Raw genomic sequence first — 22,040 nt, 5'->3', positions numbered from 1 at the left:
TTTTTTCGTCCGATTGAGGAGGCAAACCGGACGCATAGCCAAAGCTATGTGGAGGATTTGCAGGCATTGAGCGGGCAAAAAAGATGCGCTAAGAGGGCGGTGCTGAGTTTATCAGTGCTTCCTTACAGGACGAATAAATACTTTTCCTCTTTTTTCACAAATTCACAGAAAATGCCGTCAATGTAATCTTGACGGCATTTTTTTTTCGTGATATTCTTAGGAAAGATATAATTGGCGTAGAGAGGTACGATAATCTACAGTTATTTCGGATACCCCATACAGCCCCTATTTACGGGGGATTTACGAGAAAACAGAGGGATTCAAGATTGCTGTCAAAATTATATGCCGACTGCGTCAGGAGAGTATTCATGGGTGACGGCGGTAAGGGAATCATGAAATAAAGGAAGCACTGATAAATTCGGTACAACCATCTTGACGCATCTTTTTTGCCCGCACTTCGGCGGAAAATCCTCCACAGAGCACCACTCTGCGTCCGGTTTTCCACCTCGTTCGGACGAAAAAATCTACGCCAATCTGGCAGACCTCATTTTATCAGTGTTTCCTAAAAATCACAGTCATGAGACATGTGCTGTGATAGTTCGTGTGTTCCGCGTACTGTCCGCTGTATCTGAGGGAGGTTATTCTATGATCGATATTTCCGATCGCGTACCGAAGTCCCTGACGGATCGTATTGTGAGCGCGGAGACGGCAGCGGAGTACTTTGCCAACGGTATGACCATCGGCGCGAGCGGCTTCACTCCGTCCGGCTATCCGAAGGCAGTGCCGCTTGCCATCGCTGAACGCATGAAGAAGAATCCGTTCAAAGTAAATATCTGGACGGGGGCTTCGACGGGCCCTGAGCTCGACGGTGCACTCGCAGAGGCAGAGGGGATCAAACAGCGCCTCCCGTACCAGACGAACACGGCACTGCGCAGCGCAATCAACTCCGGCAAGATCAACTATATCGACATGCACCTCTCCGAGGTGGCACAGCAGTCGCGCGAAGGCTTCCTCGGCAAGATCGATGTTGCCCTCGTGGAGGCGGTCGCCATCACAGACGAGGGCATCATCCCTTCCACCTCGGTCGGCAATACCCCGTCGTTCGTTCAGAGTGCGGATGTGGTCATCGTTGAGGTGAACACGAGCCAGCCGATGGAACTCGTCGGAATGCACGACATCTATATCCCGCTCGATCCGCCGAACCGTCTGCCTATCCCCATCACAAAGGCGGGCGACCGCATCGGTACGACGTTCATTCCATGTCCGCATGAGAAAATCAAATACATCGTTCCCTGCGACATCACGGACAAGACCCGCGCTCTTGCGCCGGTCGATGATATTGCACGCAAAATGGGCGCGTTTACGGTGGATTTCCTCAAAAAGGAGATCGCCGAGGGACGCATGCCCAAGGGACTGCTTCCCCTGCAGTCGGGCGTCGGCAATGTGGCAAACGCCGTTATCGCCGGGTTTGTGAACTCCGATTTCACGGATCTCGAGGTCTATACCGAGGTCATTCAGGACGGCATGTTCGACCTCGCCGATGCGGGCAAGCTGAAATTTGCGTCCGGCACGGCGTTCTCACCGTCGCCTGAGGGACTCCAGCGCTTCTACAAGGACATCGACAAGTACAAGAAGATCATGATGCTCCGTCCGCAGGAAATCTCGAACAACCCCGAGGTTGTCCGCCGTCTCGGCGTCATTGCGATGAACACGGCGATCGAGGTCGACATCTACGGCAACGTCAACTCCACGCACGTCACGGGCTCAAAGATGATGAACGGCATCGGCGGCAGCGGCGACTTCGCACGCAACGCCTACCTCACGATCTTCTACACGCAGTCCGAGGCAAAGGGCGGCAAGATCTCGTCCATCGTTCCGTTCTGTTCGCACGTCGACCACAGCGCACACGATGTGGACGTCGTCATTACGGAGCAGGGCGTTGCCGACCTGCGCGGCAAATGCCCGCGTGAGCGTGCCCTCGAGATCATCAACCACTGCGCACACCCGGACTTCCGTCCGCTCTTGCTCGACTACTACGAGCGCGCCCTTGCCGCAACGAAGGGCGCACAGACACCGCATCTGCTGGACGAGGCGCTGTCCTTCCATCAGCGCTTCCTCGCAACGGGCTCGATGCAGAAGTAATCCGACGTATCCATCGGTGCTTTCGGGAGCGCGGCATCTGCGCTCCCGTCCACAGTATATATTATATAACCCAATGAGAACTGTAAAAGGTAAAGGAGAAGACTTTCATGAGCAATGAAAAGATCCAGGCGGAGCTTGACAAGTACAATGCTGCCGTAGAAAAAGCCACGGCAAAGTTCCCGGCACGTCCGCACATCCCCGAGCAGGGCCTCTACACCCCGCTCGATATCCAGGAGACGGACTATGCAGAGGACATCAGTTTCCCCGGCGTCTATCCTTACACGCGCGGCGTGCAGCCGACGATGTACCGCGGACGCTTCTGGACGATGCGCATGTACGCAGGATTCTCCACGGCGGAGGAGTCCAACAAGCGCTATCGTTACCTCATCGAGAGCGGTGCGACGGGACTTTCCTGTGCATTTGACCTCCCAACGCAGATCGGCTACGACTCCACGGATCCGATCTCCGAGGGCGAGGTCGGCAAGGTTGGCGTCGCGATCGACTCCCTTGCCGATATGGAGATCCTCTTTGATCAGATCGATCTCGGCAAGGTCTCCACGTCTATGACGATCAACGCTCCTGCATCCGTCCTGCTCGCAATGTATATTGCTGTGGCAGAGAAGCAGGGTGTGTCGGCGGACAAGCTTAAGGGCACCATCCAGAATGACATTCTGAAGGAGTATGCGGCACGCGGTACGTACATCTTCCCGCCGCGCCCGTCCATGCGCCTCATCACGAACATCTTTGAATATTGCTCCAAGAACGTCCCGAACTGGAACACCATCTCCATCTCGGGCTACCACATCCGCGAGGCCGGTTCCACGGCATCGCAGGAGATTGCATTCACCATCGCGGACGGCATTGCCTACGTTGAGGCTGCGATCAAGGCAGGCCTCAGCGTCGATGCGTTTGCCGGACGCCTCTCCTTCTTCTGGAACGCACACAACAACGTTCTCGAGGAGGTCGCGAAGTTCCGCGCCTCCCGCCGCATCTGGGCGAAGGTCATGAAGGAGCGCTTCCATGCAGAGAAGCCGAAATCCATGATGCTCCGCGTCCATACGCAGACGGCAGGCTCGATGCTCACCGCACAGCAGCCGAACAACAACATCGTCCGCGTCGCGCTCCAGACCGCAGCGGCGGTCATGGGCGGCACGCAGTCGCTCCATACGAACTCCCGTGACGAGGCGCTCGCGCTTCCGACGGAGGAGTCGGTCATGGTTGCCCTCCGTACGCAGCAGATCGTCGCGTACGAGAGCGGACTTGCTGATGTGGTTGATCCGCTCGCAGGCTCCTACTACGTCGAGGCGATGACGAACCGCATCGAGAAAGAGGCGTGGGAGTACATCAAGAAGATCGACGATCTCGGCGGCGCGGTTGCGGCAATTGAGAAGGGCTACATCCAGAAAGAGATCCAGGACAGCGCGTACAAGTGGCAGATGGACGTTGAGTCCGGTGCACGCGTCATCGTCGGCGTCAACAAGTTCCAAGTGGAGGAGGAAGCTCCGAAGAACCTCCTCAAGGTGGACGCTTCCGTCGGCGAGAAGCAGAAGGCAAAGGTCGAGGCCATGAAGGCAAAGCGCGACAACGCCGCCGTTCAGGCAGCCCTTGCCGCGCTCAAGAAGGCCTGCGCCGACGAGCACGAGAACCTCATGCCGCATATCCTCGCAGCGGTCAAGACCTACGCGACACTCGGCGAAATCTGCGGTGTCATGCGTGAGGTGTTCGGCGAGTACGAGGCACACGTCAATCTCTAAGCGGTACGCGCGAACGGCTGTTGGATGAATGCACAGGGGACGCCGCACGAGGAGTGCGGCGGCTCCGTTCAGGAGGAATAGAAAAATGGCAGAAAAAATCAGAGTGCTCGTTGCAAAACCGGGTCTGGATGGTCATGATCGCGGCGCGAAGGTCGTCGCACGCGCTCTGCGCGATGCCGGCTTTGAGGTCGTCTACACGGGACTTCGCCAGACGCCGGAGGAGATCGCCGAGGCTGCTCTGCAGGAAGACGTCAACGTTGTTGCGCTGAGCATCCTCTCGGGTGCGCATCCGCATCTTTTCCCGAAGGTTGTCGAGCTCATCCGTGCGAAGGGGATGGATGACGTCCTCGTCATCGGCGGCGGCGTCATCCCAGAGGGCGACATCCCTGCACTGAAGGCGGCGGGCATTGCCGAAGTTTTCACGCCGGGCACACCGACGAGCGACGTTGTGAATTTCATCAAGGAACATGTGAAGGCATAAGCGCCTGATTTGCTTGGAGACACTGCCTCGTGCGGTGCTTTCCTGAAAGGATGGATGACAGGCAATCCGATTGTCCGGTCATCCATTCCCTATGTTCTTATGAAATCACAGCGCGAAGGAGGTGGGCGTATGGATATTGCAGCCGAGGTGCTGAAGGGCAGCCGCCTTGCACTCTCGCGCGCCATCACGGCGATCGAGAATGAGCGGGCGGATGCCACCGACATCATGAAGGCGCTCTATCCGCATACCGGTCATGCCTACGTCCTTGGCATCACAGGTCCGCCGGGTGCCGGCAAGAGCACGATGACGGATAAGCTTGCCAAGGAGTACAGAAAGCGCGGAAAGACCGTCGGCATCATTGCCGTCGACCCCACAAGCCCCTTTTCCGGCGGCGCCATACTGGGCGACCGCATCCGTATGAATGACCTGACGCTCGACGAGGGCGTCTTCATCCGCAGCATGGGCACACGCGGCAGCCTCGGCGGCCTCTCCCACAAGACGGCGGATGCAGTCAAGGCGATGGATGCGTTCGGCAAAGATGTCATCTTTGTCGAGACCGTCGGCGTCGGGCAGTCCGAGGTGGATATTGTGCGGGCGGCGGACACGACGATGGTTGTGCTGATTCCGGGCATGGGCGATGACATTCAGGCGATCAAGGCGGGCATTTTGGAGATCGGCGACGTATTCGCGATCAACAAATCCGATCTCGACGGGGCAGACAAGCTCGTCCGCGAGATCAACATGATGCTCGATCTGGACGATCACATGTCTGACTGGCGTCCGCCCATCCGCAAGGTCGTCGCGAACCGCGGCGAAGGCATCACGGAGCTCGTCGACACAATCGAGGAGCACCGCAGCCACATCGAGGAGAACGGCGTGCTTGCCGAGCGGCGCACCCGCCGCACGCGCGATGAGATGCTCGACATCCTCCATGCGGGCGTACGGCGGAGCATCGAGAGCCTCATCGTCGATACGGGACGACTGGACGACTATGTGGCGCAAATCAAGGCACATGAGACCGACCCTTACACCGTAGTGGGCGGGGTCATGAGCGAAATGTTAACGAAGTGAGTGAGTGCGCAGAGACGCACTTCTCCAAGGAGGAAGTTTGACATGTTCAAAATTCTTGGTGTAGATCACATCGGCATTGCCGTACAGGATCTCGAAGAAGGAAAGAAACTCTGGTCGGACATCATCGGCATTCCCTGCACGAATCAGGAGACCGTCGCAGAGCAGAAGGTCACGACGACCTTCCATCCGACGCCGAACGGAAGTGAGATTGAGCTGCTGATCGGCACGGCGCCTGACAGCCCGATCACAAAATACATCGAGAAGAAGGGCGAGGGCATCCAGCACGTTGCCCTGCGCGTCGACAACATCGAGAACGCCATTGCTGACCTCATGGCGAAGGGCGTCCGCATGATCGACGAGAAGCCGCGCATCGGTGCGGGCGGCGCAAAGATCGCCTTCCTTCATCCGAAGGCGACGAAGGGCGTTCTCCTCGAAATCTGTGAGCATCCGGATCGCTGAGCAGCATACTGCCGCAGTTGATCTCCTCGGGCATCCCGAGGATTTGACAGAGATACAGGAGGGATAGAATGTCCACAGTCCAGGAAAAAATTGAGCTGATGCTGGCGAAAAAAGAGCATCTCATGCAGGGCGGTGGTGAAAAGAGCATCGCGAAGCAGCACAGCAAGGGCAAACTCACCGCGCGTGAGCGCCTGAACCTGCTGTTCGATGAGGACACCTTCGTCGAGCTCGATATGTTCGTGCGCCATCGCTGCACCAATTTTGGACAGGAGAAAAAGGAACTGCCCGGCGAGGGCGTTGTGACGGGTTACGGCACGATTGACGGCCGCCTCGTCTACGCATTTGCACAGGACTTCACGGTCGAGGGCGGCTCGCTCGGCGAAAAGCACGCACATAAGATCTGGAAGGTCATGGACCTCGCCATGAAGATGGGCGCACCCTGCATCGGCATCAACGATTCGGGCGGCGCACGCATCCAGGAGGCGGTCGATGCGCTCTCGGGCTACGGCGGCATCTTCTACCGCAACACGAAGGCATCGGGTGTCATCCCGCAGATCTCCGTCATCATGGGACCCTGCGCGGGCGGCGCGGTCTACAGCCCGGCGCTCACGGACTTCATCTTCATGGTGAAGAACACGAGCCAGATGTTCATCACCGGACCTGCCGTCATCAAGTCCGTCACGGCGGAGGAGGTCACGGCGGAGGAGCTTGGCGGTGCGATGACGCACAACTCCCGCTCCGGCGTCGCACACTTCGCGGCGGAGAACGATGAGGACTGCATCGAGCAGATCCGCTACCTGCTCTCCTTCCTCCCGAGCAACAACATGGAGGAAACGCCGCGCGTGGAGACGGGCGACGATCCGAATCGTCAGGATGAGAGCCTCAACACGGTCGTGCCGGACAACCCGAACGCACCGTATGACATGAAGGATGTCATCCGCAGCCTCGTCGACAACGGCGAGTTCTACGAGGTACATCAGCACTTCGCAACGAACATCATCTGCTGCTTCGCGCGCTTTGACGGACGTACCGTCGGCATCATTGCGAACGAGCCGAACGTCATGGCAGGCTGTCTCGATGTCGACGCATCGAACAAGTCCTCGCGCTTCATCCGCTTCTGCGATGCATTCAATATCCCGCTCGTCAACCTCGTCGACGTACCGGGCTTCCTGCCGGGCGTCGATCAGGAGTACAGCGGCATCATCCGTCACGGCGCGAAGATGCTCTACGCATACAGCGAAGCAACCGTACCCAAGATCACGGTCATCACGCGCAAGGCGTACGGCGGTTCCTACATCGCCATGTGCAACCGTGAGCTGGGTGCCGATCAGGTCATGGCATGGCCGACCTCTGAGATCGCCGTCATGGGACCTGCGGGTGCGGCAAACATCATCTTCCGCAAGGATCCCGACAAGGAGGCACGTACGGCAGAGTACATCGAGGAGTTCGCAACCCCGTACAAGGCGGCAGAGCGCGGCTACATCGACATGGTCATCACGCCGAGCGAGACGCGCCCCTACATCATCACGGCACTCAACGCTCTTTCGAGCAAGCGTGAGGACAACCCCGCGAAGAAGCACGGGAACATTCCGCTTTGATTCAGCAGGAGGGATAGAATGGCTGCAAACAATGTGGCGCCCGAGGTCATCGCCGCCATCACCGCCGCCGTCCAGGCGACGACGGGCAACAAGGTCGTTGCTGTGAGCGTCAAACCCGCCGAGGTCTGGACGCTTGCCAACCGCAGCAGGCGCTGAGCGTCCTGCGGGATAAGAGTATTGTCAATTTTAGCGTTGGAGGAATCACACATGAAAAAGTTCAACATCACGGTCAACGGCACTGCTTATGAAGTTGAGGTTGAGGAAGTACGCGCTGCGGGTGCTGCTGCGCCGAAAGCCGCTGCTCCGGCTGCTGCGCCGAAGGCTGCTGCTCCGGCTGCTCCCGCTGCCGCACCGAAGGCTGCTGCCGCCGGTGAGCGCTCGGTGGATGCACCGATGCCGGGCAAGATTGTTGAGGTCAAAGTCTCGGTCGGTCAGTCGGTCAAGGCAGGCGACACGCTCCTCATCCTCGAGGCGATGAAGATGCAGAACGAGATTGCTGCAGATGCTGATGGCACGGTCAAGGCGATCAACGTCACGGCAGGCCAGTCTGTCAAGGTACGCGACTCGCTCGTGATCCTCGGCTAAGCTCTTTTATCAAAAACATTGGGAGTCCCGCAAGGGGCTCCTTTTTTGATGCTCATGTTGACCGAAGGGAAGGGATTATCTATAATGAGAGCAGAAGATACAAGCCAATTGTGAAATTCGTTGATGGACAGAAGGCACAGAGCGAACTCGCACAGGAAATGGAGCAGGAAGTTGAACGTGTCAAACGACAGGACGAAATGAGGCGGGAATACATGACACTCTATATGGAATACCAGAAACAACACCGTGCTGGCATCGAAGAGGGAATGCGGCGCGGGCGAGCCGAGGGGCGAGCCGAGGGGCGTCAGGCTGGCACGCTTCATACCGCATTGCGCTTTATGCGGGCAGGCACACCACTCCATACAGCAGCTCAGATCGCAGAGGTGCCGGAGGATGAACTGCGCGCGTTTGCCCAGGAAAACGGCATGGTTTTCTCCTGATGATCAGGACAAAATCAGATGAGTCGCGTGATGTCCTGTGTATCGTGTCGTACGGAAGAAAGAATGAAAATAAAATAATAGTACATTCTTAAGTTGTCCCTTCCTTTCGTCGATAAAAATATTAGGACGGCGGATTCCGTCTATTTATGCAATCATAGAATGGCATGGACGAACCATAGATAACAGTCAGGGAGGCAGTCTTTATGGCGATGGTGGTCAAAAACAATATGTCGGCGGTGAATACGCTCAACACGTTGAACAAGAATCAGAGCGCGCTGTCACAGAGCCTGCAAAAGGTTTCTTCGGGCATGAAGATCAACAGCGCCGGCGACGATGCCTCGGGGATGGCGATCTCCGAGCGGATGCGCGTTCAGGTGCGTTCGCTCGATCAGGACGACAAGAATACAAAGAACGGCACGGCGCTCCTGCGTACGGCAGAGGGTGCGGTGCAGTCCACGGTGGAAGTTCTGAAGACGCTGAAGGAAAAGGCGATCAACGCTGCGAACGATACGAATACGGACGAGGACCGCAGACTCATCCAGAAAGAGGTTGATAAGCTGATCGACCAGATCGATGAGAATGCGCTGACGACATATAACGGAAAGTACCTCATCGACGGCTCGCGCAACGGCTTCGTCGGCGGCCCGGGGGGGCAGGGGACGTTTACCTGCTTTACGAATATGAGCCTCTCTACGGATACGACAGGCTCGACCTTCCTGACGGAGCTGAAGCGCCGCGATGGAAATGATCTCGGCATCCTCCCGTCCGATACGCTCACGGCGTCGTGGGTAAAGGACGGCGTCACCTATACGCGCTCGGTCAGCCCCATTGGGGACACGTTGGACATCGCTGCGGCGATTCGTCTTGTGACAGAGTCCCATGCGGGGCTTGGTCCGACGAATGAACTGATCGGCATGGATGAGTACAATCGTCCGGTCTATACGCCGGACAACAAGCCCGGCATCACGGTGCAGGCAAATAAGCCGGGCGTCGATGGACAGATTGCGGGCCTTACCTTCTGTGTGACCGACAGCGAGGGGAAGATCCGCAACGATGTCAACGCCACCCTCGATGCATTCAAGGAGACGATCCGCGGGCAGAACCCGTCCGAGGACAATTCCCTGGTTCTCCAGACGGGAACGCGTGCGAATCAGGAGATCAAGGTCGGCTTTACCGATATGCGCTCCGCGGCACTCGGACTTCAGTCCCAGAGCGGAAACGGTTGGGATCATCAGCCGCTGCCGCCTCCGCTGATCCCGCTGCCGCCGAACTTTACGGATACGCAGGTTGTCGGTATGGGACCGAAGGTTCAGCTGACGACGCGTGAGGCGGCAAATGCGGCGATCAACGTATTTGACAATGCACTGATCAAGGCGACGGATGAGGCGGTCAATATCGGCGCGGTGCAGAACCGTCTCCAGTATACGAGCAATAATCTGATCGTTGCGGCGGAGAACGTGCAGGCATCGGAGTCGACCATTCGCGACGCGGATATGGCGAAGGAAATGACGGCGTATACAAAGAATAACGTGCTCACACAGGCAGCGCAGGCGATGCTTGCGCAGGCGAACCAGAACTCGAGCACGGTACTCAGCCTGTTGAAGTAAACAGTGAAGCCCCTCCGATAGTCCTAGGACAATTGGAGGGGATTTTCTTGTTTTCCTATCGTATCCATGCTATTATGTAGCGGAGTAAAAATACGATAACATAGATAATACGAGGATGGATAAAGCGATGGATGGGAGCATGGAATCATGAGAACGAATCGGACACGCAAACTGTCATGGCGTGTGTGCTATGCGCTGGCGGCAGGACTGGCAGGAGCCTTCCTGATTCCACAGATGGCATCCGCCGCGCCGATGGGCGAGCACGATATGACTGCAGGGGTCAATGTTGGACGCCCGAATGCGGTGACGACGAGCATCACCGGCACCACACTGAACAACGTCATCAAATGGAACGATTACTCCGTCAAGGCCGGTGAGACGGTCAATTATGATGGAAAAAATTACCTGAACATCGTGACGGGCGGCAGTTCCTCTGCCATCAACGGTACGATCAACAACAGCGGCGGCGATATCTATCTTGTCAACCCGAACGGCGTACTCATGGGCAAGACGGCATCCGTGAACGTCGGCAATCTCTACGTCTCCACGCAGGAGACGTCGACGGTTGGTGCGGGAGCCTTCGAGACGAGCGGCACCGCTCCGCTCAGCACCACGGCAGTCGGCAAGGCGGATGTCGTCAATATGGGCAGCGTGTCGGCGAATAAGGTCGAGGTCTACGGCAAGAATATCCGTATTCTTGACGCAGGCACGGTCAGTGCGGCAACACGCCCTGTCGTCCTCCATACCGATGCGGCAAACGACGGCTATGCGCATATCGGCTACCAGACAGCGACGCCCCCTGCGGCATCTGCCTATACGGTGAACGGCACAGCGGCAACGGCGGCGGACAACTACTATAAGCTTGTTCACAATACAACCGAGTTTCAGAACATCAGCAGCAATCTCGCGGGCAACTATATGCTCGCGAATGACATCGACTTTACCGACCCTGTGACTCTTGCGCCGAAAGCGGTGACGCCGCTCGGCGGCAATGGCGCAGCTCCGTTTACGGGGAAGATCGACGGCAATTTCTATAAGGTAAAGAATTATACCATTCCCAGCGTAAACGGGCGGATTGATAATGGTCTCTTTGGACGTGCAAGCGGCGCGCGCTTTGACAACATCGGGATCAAGGGCGTAAATATTGCGCTGCCAACGAATAAGCCGTACTATGGAGGAGCACTTGTCGGGTATACGACAGGCAATACGGTACTGCGCGGCGTGTCGGTAACGGATTCCACCGTTACCGGAAGACAATGGTACGCCGGCGGCATCATCGGCGGTGCGGAAAACACCACAGTCTCGGAGTCGTACAGCAAGGTGACGACCAACAGCGGCGGTATTCTTGGTGCAGCACGTCATTATGGTACGGTGTTTAATGATGTGTACAGCGAAGTGACACCGGTTGGGCTCTCTCCGGCAGCAGGGCTGGTTTACGGTATCGATAATCCGTCCGCATTTACACCGGGATTTAAGGTGAACAGAGCCTATTCGACGGCGGACCCGTTTATTACATCGTCAACGGCTCCGCCGATCAACGATACTTATACGATCAATAAGAACACAGGAGAGGCGACTCTTTACGGCCTGACGACGCCTCCTCCGGCAGCTAAGGCAAAGACGTCTGCCACCTATACAAACTGGAACATCAACAATGACGGTGCCCCCGGGGCGAAGTGGCGCATCTATGAGGGACGTACGCTCCCCATGCTGACGGCGTTTATGGACGGCACGGCGACAGCGACGTACAACTACCGCTACTTTAAGGCGGACGGCACGCCCTCTGCCGCAGCCGGGAATACGGTCAAGACGAACGGCACCCTAGTGGGTGGGAATATTGTTCCGCACAGCGGGGCAGACATCAGCCCCGAGTACAACAGCTACTACCTGAAGATTGTCGACAAGAACACGCCGAATGCCGTCGGCGGAGTATCGAATGTGACGTTCAGCGGAAATGTTGATCCCGCGAAGGTAAAGGGCTACGTGAGCGGGCAGGATCTGAACACGACGGACGGCATCCGCAATGTGGTGGGGACGATGCCGAACATTCGGCCGAAGGCGATCCTTTGGACGGACGATCAGGAGGGGCCGAATCTGCGCGGGGTCAATGTCACAATCACGCCGCGCGATGTCCGCCTCGACAGCGGTAATATCAAGCCGAAACGCATGTATAACGGCAAGAGCGACGTCACGGATGCATTTATCGCCGCACTCACGAGCGGAAGTATCACCTCCTCGGGTTTTACCACGGAGGATATTGCAGCGGGTACGGTCAGCCTTGATTTCACCACGGGCGGATTCAAGGCAGTGATGGTCAAGAATGGAACACTTCCTGCCACGGGGGCAAATATCGACAAGAACGTCGGCACGGACAAGCCCGTCAAGTTCAGCGGATCGATCGGTTTTACCGGCGCAGATGCGGTAAACTACATCTTCGACAACACGTCGCTCAGCAACCTGACGGGCAGTGCGACCATCACCAAGGCACCGGTCTATCTCCATATCAATAAGTATAAGGCGGACGACAAGATCTACAACGGCGAATCAAATGTACTCGATGCCGCAATGAAGCAGACGGGTGCTACGCCGAATGTCACACTCGACAAGACATATACGGCACCGCCGTCTTCGGCGACATCTCCCGTCCACCATGATGGTGAGATCATGCGCAATGACAACAATGCGGTCGACGATATTGATCTCACGTCCGTCACCGATCCGAAGTACACCGATACGTCGGGCAATGAGCAGATTCATGTCGGCATCCACAAGCTGGAATATACCAACGTTGGCTTGACGGGTGCTGATGCGGGGAACTATGAGCTGTTCTACAAACTTCCTTTGAGCGGGACAAAGACCGCTGTGACAAACAGCAAGCTCTATCTCGACGGCGATATTGTCCGGCGTGAGATCACGCGCGACAGCTTCAAGGTCTACAACCGCGTGACAGGGCTTGAGGTCAGTGCGGAGAAGGTCTACGACGGGAACGTGTTCTATACCCCGGATCCCAATACCTATCTCTCGGTCAATGCTCCGGCGAGCAGCACGACGGGCATCGTTGCGCGCGATCATGGGCACATCACGTTCGCCCTGACGGGCGGACGGGGACGGTTCCAGGACGGCAGCGGAAATGATACAAAGAACGTTGCCGAGGCGACGAAGCTCGCCTACAATGTCCATGGTGTAGCAGATACCCATACGGATGCGTACGGCGGACACGAGCTGTCCGATTACTATGTTCTTGGGGCAGATGGTGTGACGAAGCATTCGCTCAGCAGTGCGTTTGACGCAACGGGCGACGGCAAGATCACGCCGAAGGTTCTCACGGCGACTGTCGTGAACAGCAATATTACGAAGGTCTACGATGCCATGCGCGAGCAGACCGACGACAACCGCCATATCATCAAGGGGGATCCGCTGGTCACGCTCTCGGGCTTTGTGACGGGCGAGTCGCGTACGAATACGTCGACGGCGATGTATGCGACCAAGAATGTTGTCCTGGACGCATTTGGCAGCCCCACGACACAAGCGGTGGACTACACCGCGTCCTTCGTGCGCCCTGCGGGGGCGGAGTCGGATAACTATACGCTCGATCCGACGGGGACGACGGTGTCAAACAGCGCGGCAATCGCGGGGAGCTATACGGGCGTCATCACCCCGCGCAGCCTCACGATGACGTTTACCCCCGTGACGAAGATCTATGACGGCACGGATACCAATACGGACAAGGAACTCGCTACGCTGAACGACGGTGCCGGCGGCACTGTCGTCACGGCGGACGGGATCACCACGACGAACTTCAATATGACGGGCGTGACCAGCCGCTATGGCAGTGGTACGGGGGCATCGTTTGCTTCGAACGTCAATGCGGGCAGCCGTACGGTGGAGTATACGGGGCTTGCAGGAACACTGTCGGACAACAACTATAAGATTGTCGATACGCAGTACGGCACAGGAACGATCACGCGCCGCCGCATCGATCCGACGGGCTTTCAGGTGCGTAAGTCGGATGGAACGGTCGCCAATGCGACGAAGGTCTACGACGGCAATGACCGCTATACCCTCCCCTCGGGTGCCTATCTGACGACACCTGTCGCACCGTCTCCAACGACGGGCCTTGTCACGCGCGACTACGGGAAGATCACCTTTGACCTGAAGAGCGGATCGGCGGGGCATTTCGCAAGCGACCCGGATGGAAACAACCTCACCTCGCATGTCTCCGAGGCACAGTACGTTGCCTATGATGTCATCGCCCGTACAAGCAACGGGACGACCAATCCGCTGTCGAACTATACCTTCGGTTCGGCGGCGGCAGAGGCCGCCGGGACGCTGAAGAATCTCGAAAATATCACGAACGCGAACCCCGCCCATGTTACGGCGTCGGGGACTATTACCCCTGCCAATCTGACGGCGACGACGCACAATATCACGAAGGTCTACGATGCCATGGCCGAGCATACGGACGGCAGCCGCAATATCGTCAAGGGAGATTCTGTCGTCACCTTTACGGGCTGGCAGACGAACGATGCCGGACAGCAGGAGAAGCGCACGAACACCTCGACGGCGGCGTACGCCTCGAAAAACGTCGCCTATGATCCTTCGCACAACATCACGACGCAGACGGTCAACTACACGGCGCAGCTTTCGGGACAGTATGCCGACGACTATCAGATCGTGGATGCGGCGAATACGGTGATCAGTTCAGCGGCGGGCACAGGCGCGGGAACGACCGTGACGCTGAATGCGCCGCTGACCGTTGCCAATGCCGGGACGATTACGCCGCGTGCGCTGAAGATCAAGATGGCTGATGTGTCAAAGACCTATGATGGGGATACGCGCAATACGTCCGCGACCGTAGCAGAGATCACCGATACGGTGAACAGCTCCGTGATCGGCGCCATTCTGGGCGACGACAATGTGACGGCGTCGCGCCTCACCGCACAGTACAACACGCAGATGAGTGCGTCACCGGGGAACTATCACAGCGATTACGGCCGCCTCGCGGGGACGACGTTTACGCCGAATCCCAACGCGAGCAACGGCGTACAGCATGATGTGCAGTACACGAACATGAAGAATGCGTTCGGCACAGAGTTTGGGACACCCACGGCGGGCAACTACACCGTGGACACGGATGCCTACGGCAAGGGGACAATCAACCGCCGCGACCTTAACCCGGACGACTTCCACGTCGTTGATGCATTTGGCACCGTGGCGAATGCAACAAAGGAGTATGACGGGACGGATGTCTACAATGTCCCTGCCGGCTGGTCGATTGTGCCGAGCGGCGGTCCCGGGACGGGCGTCGTCGCGGGCGACAATGTGACGTTCAGCCTTACGAGCGGCGGCGCAAAGTTCACCACGGCGGCGAAAAACCCGACGGCAAATGCATTCGAAGCGGCGAAGGTCATGTACAACGTCGCGGCGAGCGGAGACCCAATCAAGATCAAGAACTATACCCTCGGCGGGCAGAAACTCGAAGAAGGCCGCGGGAAGGTCTACGGCGACGGCACGATTACGCGCCGGACCATCGATCTCGCCCTTGTGCAGAACACGGGCATTGACAAGGTCTATGACGGCCAGACGGGACTCATCGATACGGCGTCGAAGCACTGGAACGCGCTTACGAAGACGGATGCACGCGGCAATGTGAAGTACGCGGCGGGATCGAAGGAGCTCGTCAATGACGGCTCGTCCTTCCATATTGAGTCAAACTACCGCAACAGCGGAAACACGGCGAATGACAAGAATGTCGCGAAGTCGGCGGGCACGGTCATCGACAAAGATATACAGTACGATATTCACATTTCGGGCGGTGATGCACACAACTATGCGTTTGCCAACGGCGGCACACCGATCGATGCGGAGAACGGACTTAAACTTTCGGCGACGGGCAAGATTACGCCGAAGGATCTTTCCAATGCGTTCACAAAGATCACGAAGGTGTATGACGGCACGACAAATGTTGATCCGACCGCTGTTGGATTCACGTCAGGCGCCGTGCTGAGCGGAGACTCGGTCAGCCTCGCGGGGCATGCGGAGGCATTCCAGAGCCCGAATGTGCGCGGTGATGGGACGACGACGGTCATCGACGGAGCGGTGCAGAAGAACTGGATCAACTATTCAGGGCTCTCGCTCGGCGGTGCGGATGCGGATAACTATACCATCAGTGCGACGGCAAAGGGGCTGGGCGAAATCACGCCGCTCCAATTGAACCCCTCGACGGTGACGCTCCTGACAACGGGACCTGCGACGAAGGTCTATGACGGAACGAGGACGGTCAAGTGGACGAACGGGTCGGCGGCCGTCAATGATGTAAAGAACTACATTACCGATGCGCAGGTGACGGTGGGCGGGAACACGCTGAGTGTCCTGGGCGATGTCAGCCTGCAGTCGGCGGAATATGATACGAAGAATGTGGCAGGTGGTGCCTCGGTCGGCCGCGTGACCTATCACATGCGCTATACGGGAACGAGCGGGAACTTTGCGCTTGCTCCCGGCGCATCGACATTTGACGCATTGGGCGACGGCACCATCACGCCGAAGGATGTCAAGGCGGCGATTCAGGGACCGATGACGAAGGTCTATGATGGAACGACCGATGTGATCGGTGCGGCGCGCAACTCGCTCGGGACGATACGCACGGCGAACGACATGGTTTCCCTCACGGGACTCATCGCAGGGGACGGTGCGACGAATCAGTCGACGGCTTCCTATGATGATAAGAATGTTGGCGCGGGCAGCAAGTCCATCACCTACGATGTGAAGATCGATCCGATGAATGCCGGGAACTACCGCCTCGTCGACGCGATGGGGACAGCCATCACGGCACCGATTACAACAACGAACAATACGATCACGGCACGCAGGGTGAACGTCACCTTCGGCAATGTCAGCAAGAGCTATGACGGTACACCGACGAATACGTCGATTACACCGTCTGTTTCGGCTGCCGATGCAGCAGTGCTGAACCGCGACAGCGCGGGACTCGTCAACGGCTCGAACAAGCTGACCAATCTGGGCGGCATCGTCAGCAACTATGGACGGCGGACGGGCGGCACGTTTACCCCCGATGCAAATGCGGGCACGAACAAGGATGTACAGTACGCAGGCCTCGCTGCAGCGATGGGGACAACCCTCGGCAGTGATGCGGCGAACTACGTCTTTGATACGGACGGCTACGGCAAGGGCTCGATCGGCAAGGCAATCATCAATGCAAGCGATGTGACCTTTACGGCGGGGAATGCCTCGAAGGTCTACGACGGCACGCGTGCCGTGAAGTACAACGGATCTGCGGCATCGAATGATGTGAAGAACTACATCACAACCATCGGTGTCATGCTGAACGGAAACTGGGTTGATCTCAGCAGCGACGTTGTGATGGATCTTGGGGGAACGCGTTACTCCAGCCCCAATGCGACGAACGGCACGCCCGATACGGTGACGTACAAGTTCCATCTGAACAACAATAATATCACGGTCAATGGAACGAATGACTTTACCAAGGATGCACAGGGCACGATTGACCGCCGTGTGCTGAATGTGGGGCTTGCACAGAATTCGGGCATCGACAAGATCTATGACGGGAACGCGAAGCTCATCGATACGGCATCGCGTCACTATGATAAATTTGTCGATGACGACGCGCGCGGCAATGTCGTCTATGCAGCGGGGACGACCAACGACAACAAGCTCGTACGGACGTCGAACGGCGCGGCGGTGAACGACGGCGCAAAGATGACGATCACGGCGAACTACGTCGATAATCTCACGAACCGTACGGCGGACAAGAACGTCGTGCGCGACGGCGGCGGCAATGTGACAGCGAAGGATATTGCCTACAATGTCAAGATCGATGCCGCGAACGGCGGGCGCAACTATCAGCTCTCCGACGGCATGACGACGGCCAACGCCGAGGACGGTCTCAATATGGACGCGGCGGGTACGATCTCCCCGCGCAAGATCACACTCGGGTTTGCCAATGTGTCGAAGCCGTATGATACGACCGCAGTCAACAATACGAAGAACATTACCTCCGTGACGGCGGGCAACAGCGACGGACGCGGTGCGGCAGCGCTTGCGGCGGACGGCATCACGAGCGCGTCGTTCAATACGGCGGGTGTTCAGAGTTTCTACGGTGCGGGCAATACCGACGGAACGTTCGTGCAGAATCCCAACGTTGTGACGGATGCAAACGGAAACGTCATCACGAACGGCAAGGATGTGCAGTACTCGAATCTCGCCAATACCCTTGCGGCTCAGCCGTATGCGGGCAACTATGAAGTAGCAGATACCGCCTACGGCAAGGGGACAATCCGCAAGCGTACGGTCACCGCGAACGACTTCAGCTTCAGTATCGACCCCGCTGCGAAGATGTACGACGGCACACGAGATGTCGTATGGACAGACCCTGTAACCCGCAAGTCCTACAAGGATATGGCTCATGTCAAGAAGCATTTCCAAACCAGTACCTTGGATCTTGGCGGCGGGAATACGGTGCCGATCAACCTTGACGATATCAGCCTGAACAGTGCGCAGTACAACGATGCGAACGTGGCGCTTGCGAACAGCGTTGACTACAACGTGACCATCAACACGACGAATTTCGATTTCTCGGGAACGCGCAACAAGAACATCCATCACACGGGCGACACCATCACCAGACGTGACCTTGCGACACTGCTTCCGCAGCATCTCATCAAGGAGTACGACGGTACGGCGACGTTCGATCAGACGAACCGCGACTTTGTCAATGCGATGACGCGTGAGCATCTGGAGGGAATTGTTGCCGCAGACCGCAACAAGGGAATCGTACTGAATGTGACGGGGACGTATAACAGCAAAAACGCCTCGGCAGAGACAAAGGCGGATGCGGAGGCACGTACTTCTGCGACGGCAGGACGTACGGTCACCTACTCGCTGACCCTCTCGGGGCCCGCTGCGGCAACCGCCAACTACACGATTGGGACCTCGCCGACGACGCTTGCGGCAGATATCTACAAGAAGACGCTCTCGGTCGATGTCGCGCGCAAGGAAAAAGATTACGACGGCACGGCGGCAGTGACCGGGCTGACGGCGGGAGATATTGTCTTCGGCGGTGTTGCGGCGGGGGATACGCTTGCTCTTGATTCGACAGCGCTCTCGCTGGTCAACGGGAAATATCTCGACGCCGCAGGAAATGCAGACCCGACGGTCAGCCGCGATGCGAACCGCAACGTAACGGATAAGGCGGTCAGCTACACGGGGCTGGATGCCGCTCTCGCGGATCTTGCGACGCGCGATACGACTGCCGCGAACTATCGCGTGGATGGCGGCACCAAGAACTATACCGCTGCCGCTGGGAAGGGCCGCATCAATCCGCTGACGATCACGCCGGGAAATATCAATACGATATTTGACACGGCGGGTGCCAGGAAAATCTATGATGGCACGCGTGCGGTCAAGTACAACGGGAAGAACACCTCTGATGCGCTCAGGAACTATCTCACGAGCGCGACAGTTCAAGTCGGCTCGCAGACGGTCAATATCAAGGACGATCTTGCCGTTGACCCGAATGCTTCGCACTATGACAATAAGAATGCGGGTACGGGCAAGACTGTCACCTATGGGTTGAAGTACACGGGCAATAACTTCAACATTACCGACTTTACCAAGGATGACGTCGGTGAGATTACACCGAAGGATGTCCGTGTCGCCGGACTTGGTCAGCTCGTCAAGACGTATGACGGGACGTCTTACGTCTATGATGCGGCGCATCCCGAGACTGTGACCAAACGTCATGGGACGCAGGTCACGAACGGGGACAGCGTCGTTGAGCTGGAGCACGGCGGTCTGATTGCGGGCGATGATGTGCAGAACGCATCGACGGCAGAATATGCCGATAAGAATGCGGGCACGGGCAAGACCGTGATCTACAATCCGCAGCTTACCGGGGCAGATGCCGCGAACTACCGTCTGGTGGATGTGCTTGGGAATGCGATTCCTGCGGGCGGCCTGACCACGACTGACAATACGATCAAGAAGCGTCTGCTGAATATCACGTTTGATCGTGCTGAAAAGACCTACGATACGACGTCGACGAATAATACGCATGTCACGGCACGCGTTGATGCCGCGGCGGAACGCACGCTCCTGAACGATGGTGTCGGTGTGATCAACGGGCGCATTACGACCCTCACGACCACGAATGTCGACAGCGACTACGGGTACAACAGCACGGATGCGACCTTTAGAGCAGATGCGAACGCAGGCGAGAAAGATGTGCAGTACCGCAATGTCGGCGCGGCGCTTCGTTCGCAGCTCGGCACGAATGCGGGCAACTACGACTTTAAGGAGAACTACTACGGAAAGGGGTCGATTGATAAGGCGAATGTGACGGCGGCCAACTTCGATCTTCACTTTGGCTTGGCGAAGAAGGAGTATGACGGCACGACGGCGGTTGACAATCCGAGGGGCAATCTCCTGCCCGCCAGCACCGTTACCATCGGCGGCGTCGCACGCACACTGCCTGATGAGAATGTTGCGTCGGTGACGGGCACGTATCGCGATAAGAATGCCGGCAATCCGCGTGTGGACTATCGGGTGAAAATCGACAATCGGAACTTTAACCTCGGTTCGTGGGACGGCATCGTGGACAAGGACGATGCAGGACAGATCACAAAGCGCAGGCTGATCGCCGACCCGACGAACTATCTGACGAAGGAATACGACGGGACGACAGCGATTGTCGTGCACGACGCGGCGGGGAATCTCATCACGGCGGGCGGGGATAACCTCGTCAAGTTCCATCACTACAGCGGAACACCGACAAATCCAGACGGCGGCCTCGATACCGTGTTCCGGAAGGACGGCGATGTCAGCAATGACACGACGGCAGTATACGATGATCCCAATGTCAAATGGCAGGGCAACGTCTGGAATCAGGGACGCGGCACGGTCGGCGATAAGAACGTCAACTACAGCCTTGCGATCAGCGGCACGGGCGCCAATAACTATGAGATTGTCGATGCGAACGGCAATGCCGTGAACCTCGCGAACCCGTATGTCGGCAAGGGCAAAATTACGCCGAAGGACATCGTGCTGAAGGCAGATCCGCAGAGCCGTTGGATCAACGAGGGCCTTCCCTCAAGCTACACGGGAACGCCGTCCGGGTCGAACCTCGGCCATGACGACATTCCGGCGGTTCTGCAGGGCGAGGTGCTCCCGGGAACGATCGACTATGACGCCCCGAATGCGCGTCTGCGCGTCGGACACTATGCCGTGAACGGTACGTACCATGCGCCGAACGGTGCAAAAGACGGCGACGCGGTGTCGCGGAACTACCGCTTCATCCAAGACCCTGCAAACAAAACGGCACTCTATATCGGACCCTATATCCCCGACTATGAGTACTATAAGACGATGACGCAGGTGAGCAAGATGACGCCGGACGAATACGCGTATGAGAATGCGTCGCTCGACCGCACGAACCACTATAGCCGCAAGCCGTCGGCACAGGTTGATCCCGTTCCGCCCGCCGTCAATGTGATGAGGGATGGAAAGGATATCACGCGGAGCGATATCAACGTCCTTGACGATACGGTCTACACCATCGTTGACGAGGTATTCGGCTGAGATTTACAAAACACAAAATAAAAAGCGCCCCATTGACGATACTGTGTCGATGGGGCGTTCTTTTGCTAGGGGATCGTTGATAAAATGAGGTGTTTATCAGTGCTTCTCTAAAGTCGTTCTTGTCAAACGACTTGGTGTGCTATATAATATAGGAAAAGGGTGAGCCGACACCTGAAAAACTCCACATTAAGACTCAGACATAAGGGCTGAGAAGTCGGAGAGCGACGGTAAAACTCTACAGAAGACCTAGACATGAGGGCTAGGAAGCCGGGGAGCGGCGGTAAAATCGG

The 22,040-nt window shown here is 57.3% G+C and carries 11 protein-coding genes; all 11 read left to right on the top strand.

From position 1 onward, the window contains the following. Positions 1–645 precede the first annotated feature (645 nt). Complete coding sequence (locus C1713_RS06255; protein ID WP_102493347.1) at positions 646–2,142, top strand: acetyl-CoA hydrolase/transferase family protein; 1,497 nt, start codon at positions 646–648, stop codon at positions 2,140–2,142. Positions 2,143–2,249: 107 nt separating this feature from the next. Then, positions 2,250–3,896: an acyl-CoA mutase large subunit family protein gene (locus tag C1713_RS06250; protein WP_006690227.1), complete on the top strand. Its 1,647-nt coding sequence runs from the start codon at positions 2,250–2,252 to the stop codon at positions 3,894–3,896. Between the two features lie 85 nt (positions 3,897–3,981). Beyond that, positions 3,982–4,377, top strand: coding sequence for a cobalamin B12-binding domain-containing protein (locus tag C1713_RS06245; RefSeq protein ID WP_006690226.1), 396 nt, complete (start codon positions 3,982–3,984; stop codon positions 4,375–4,377). A gap of 129 nt (positions 4,378–4,506) precedes the next feature. After that, positions 4,507–5,448, top strand: a complete 942-nt coding sequence (gene meaB, locus C1713_RS06240; protein ID WP_102493346.1) for a methylmalonyl Co-A mutase-associated GTPase MeaB — start codon at positions 4,507–4,509, stop codon at positions 5,446–5,448. Between the two features lie 42 nt (positions 5,449–5,490). Then, complete coding sequence (mce, locus tag C1713_RS06235) at positions 5,491–5,907, top strand: methylmalonyl-CoA epimerase (protein ID WP_006690224.1); 417 nt, start codon at positions 5,491–5,493, stop codon at positions 5,905–5,907. Positions 5,908–5,975: 68 nt separating this feature from the next. Continuing rightward, complete coding sequence (mmdA, locus tag C1713_RS06230; protein ID WP_009753858.1) at positions 5,976–7,505, top strand: methylmalonyl-CoA decarboxylase subunit alpha; 1,530 nt, start codon at positions 5,976–5,978, stop codon at positions 7,503–7,505. A gap of 18 nt (positions 7,506–7,523) precedes the next feature. Beyond that, positions 7,524–7,661, top strand: a complete 138-nt coding sequence (locus C1713_RS12060; protein WP_006690222.1) for a hypothetical protein — start codon at positions 7,524–7,526, stop codon at positions 7,659–7,661. A 51-nt stretch (positions 7,662–7,712) separates the two neighbouring features. Further along, on the top strand, positions 7,713–8,090 hold the full coding sequence (locus C1713_RS06225; protein WP_102493345.1) for a biotin/lipoyl-containing protein: 378 nt from the start codon (positions 7,713–7,715) through the stop codon (positions 8,088–8,090). Between the two features lie 110 nt (positions 8,091–8,200). Further along, the gene (locus C1713_RS06220; RefSeq protein WP_212669093.1) at positions 8,201–8,530 is read left to right on the top strand and encodes an RpnC/YadD family protein; all 330 of its coding nucleotides are present in this window, start codon (positions 8,201–8,203) and stop codon (positions 8,528–8,530) included. Between the two features lie 203 nt (positions 8,531–8,733). Beyond that, positions 8,734–10,137: a flagellin N-terminal helical domain-containing protein gene (locus tag C1713_RS06215; protein WP_102493344.1), complete on the top strand. Its 1,404-nt coding sequence runs from the start codon at positions 8,734–8,736 to the stop codon at positions 10,135–10,137. Positions 10,138–10,284: 147 nt separating this feature from the next. Beyond that, positions 10,285–21,750: a YDG domain-containing protein gene (locus tag C1713_RS06210; protein ID WP_245871007.1), complete on the top strand. Its 11,466-nt coding sequence runs from the start codon at positions 10,285–10,287 to the stop codon at positions 21,748–21,750. Positions 21,751–22,040: the final 290 nt, after the last annotated feature.

This window comes from Centipeda felix (assembly GCF_900186465.1).
GTDB lineage: Bacteria > Bacillota > Negativicutes > Selenomonadales > Selenomonadaceae > Centipeda > Centipeda felix.
This window is presented reverse-complemented; position numbering and strand designations above follow the sequence as displayed.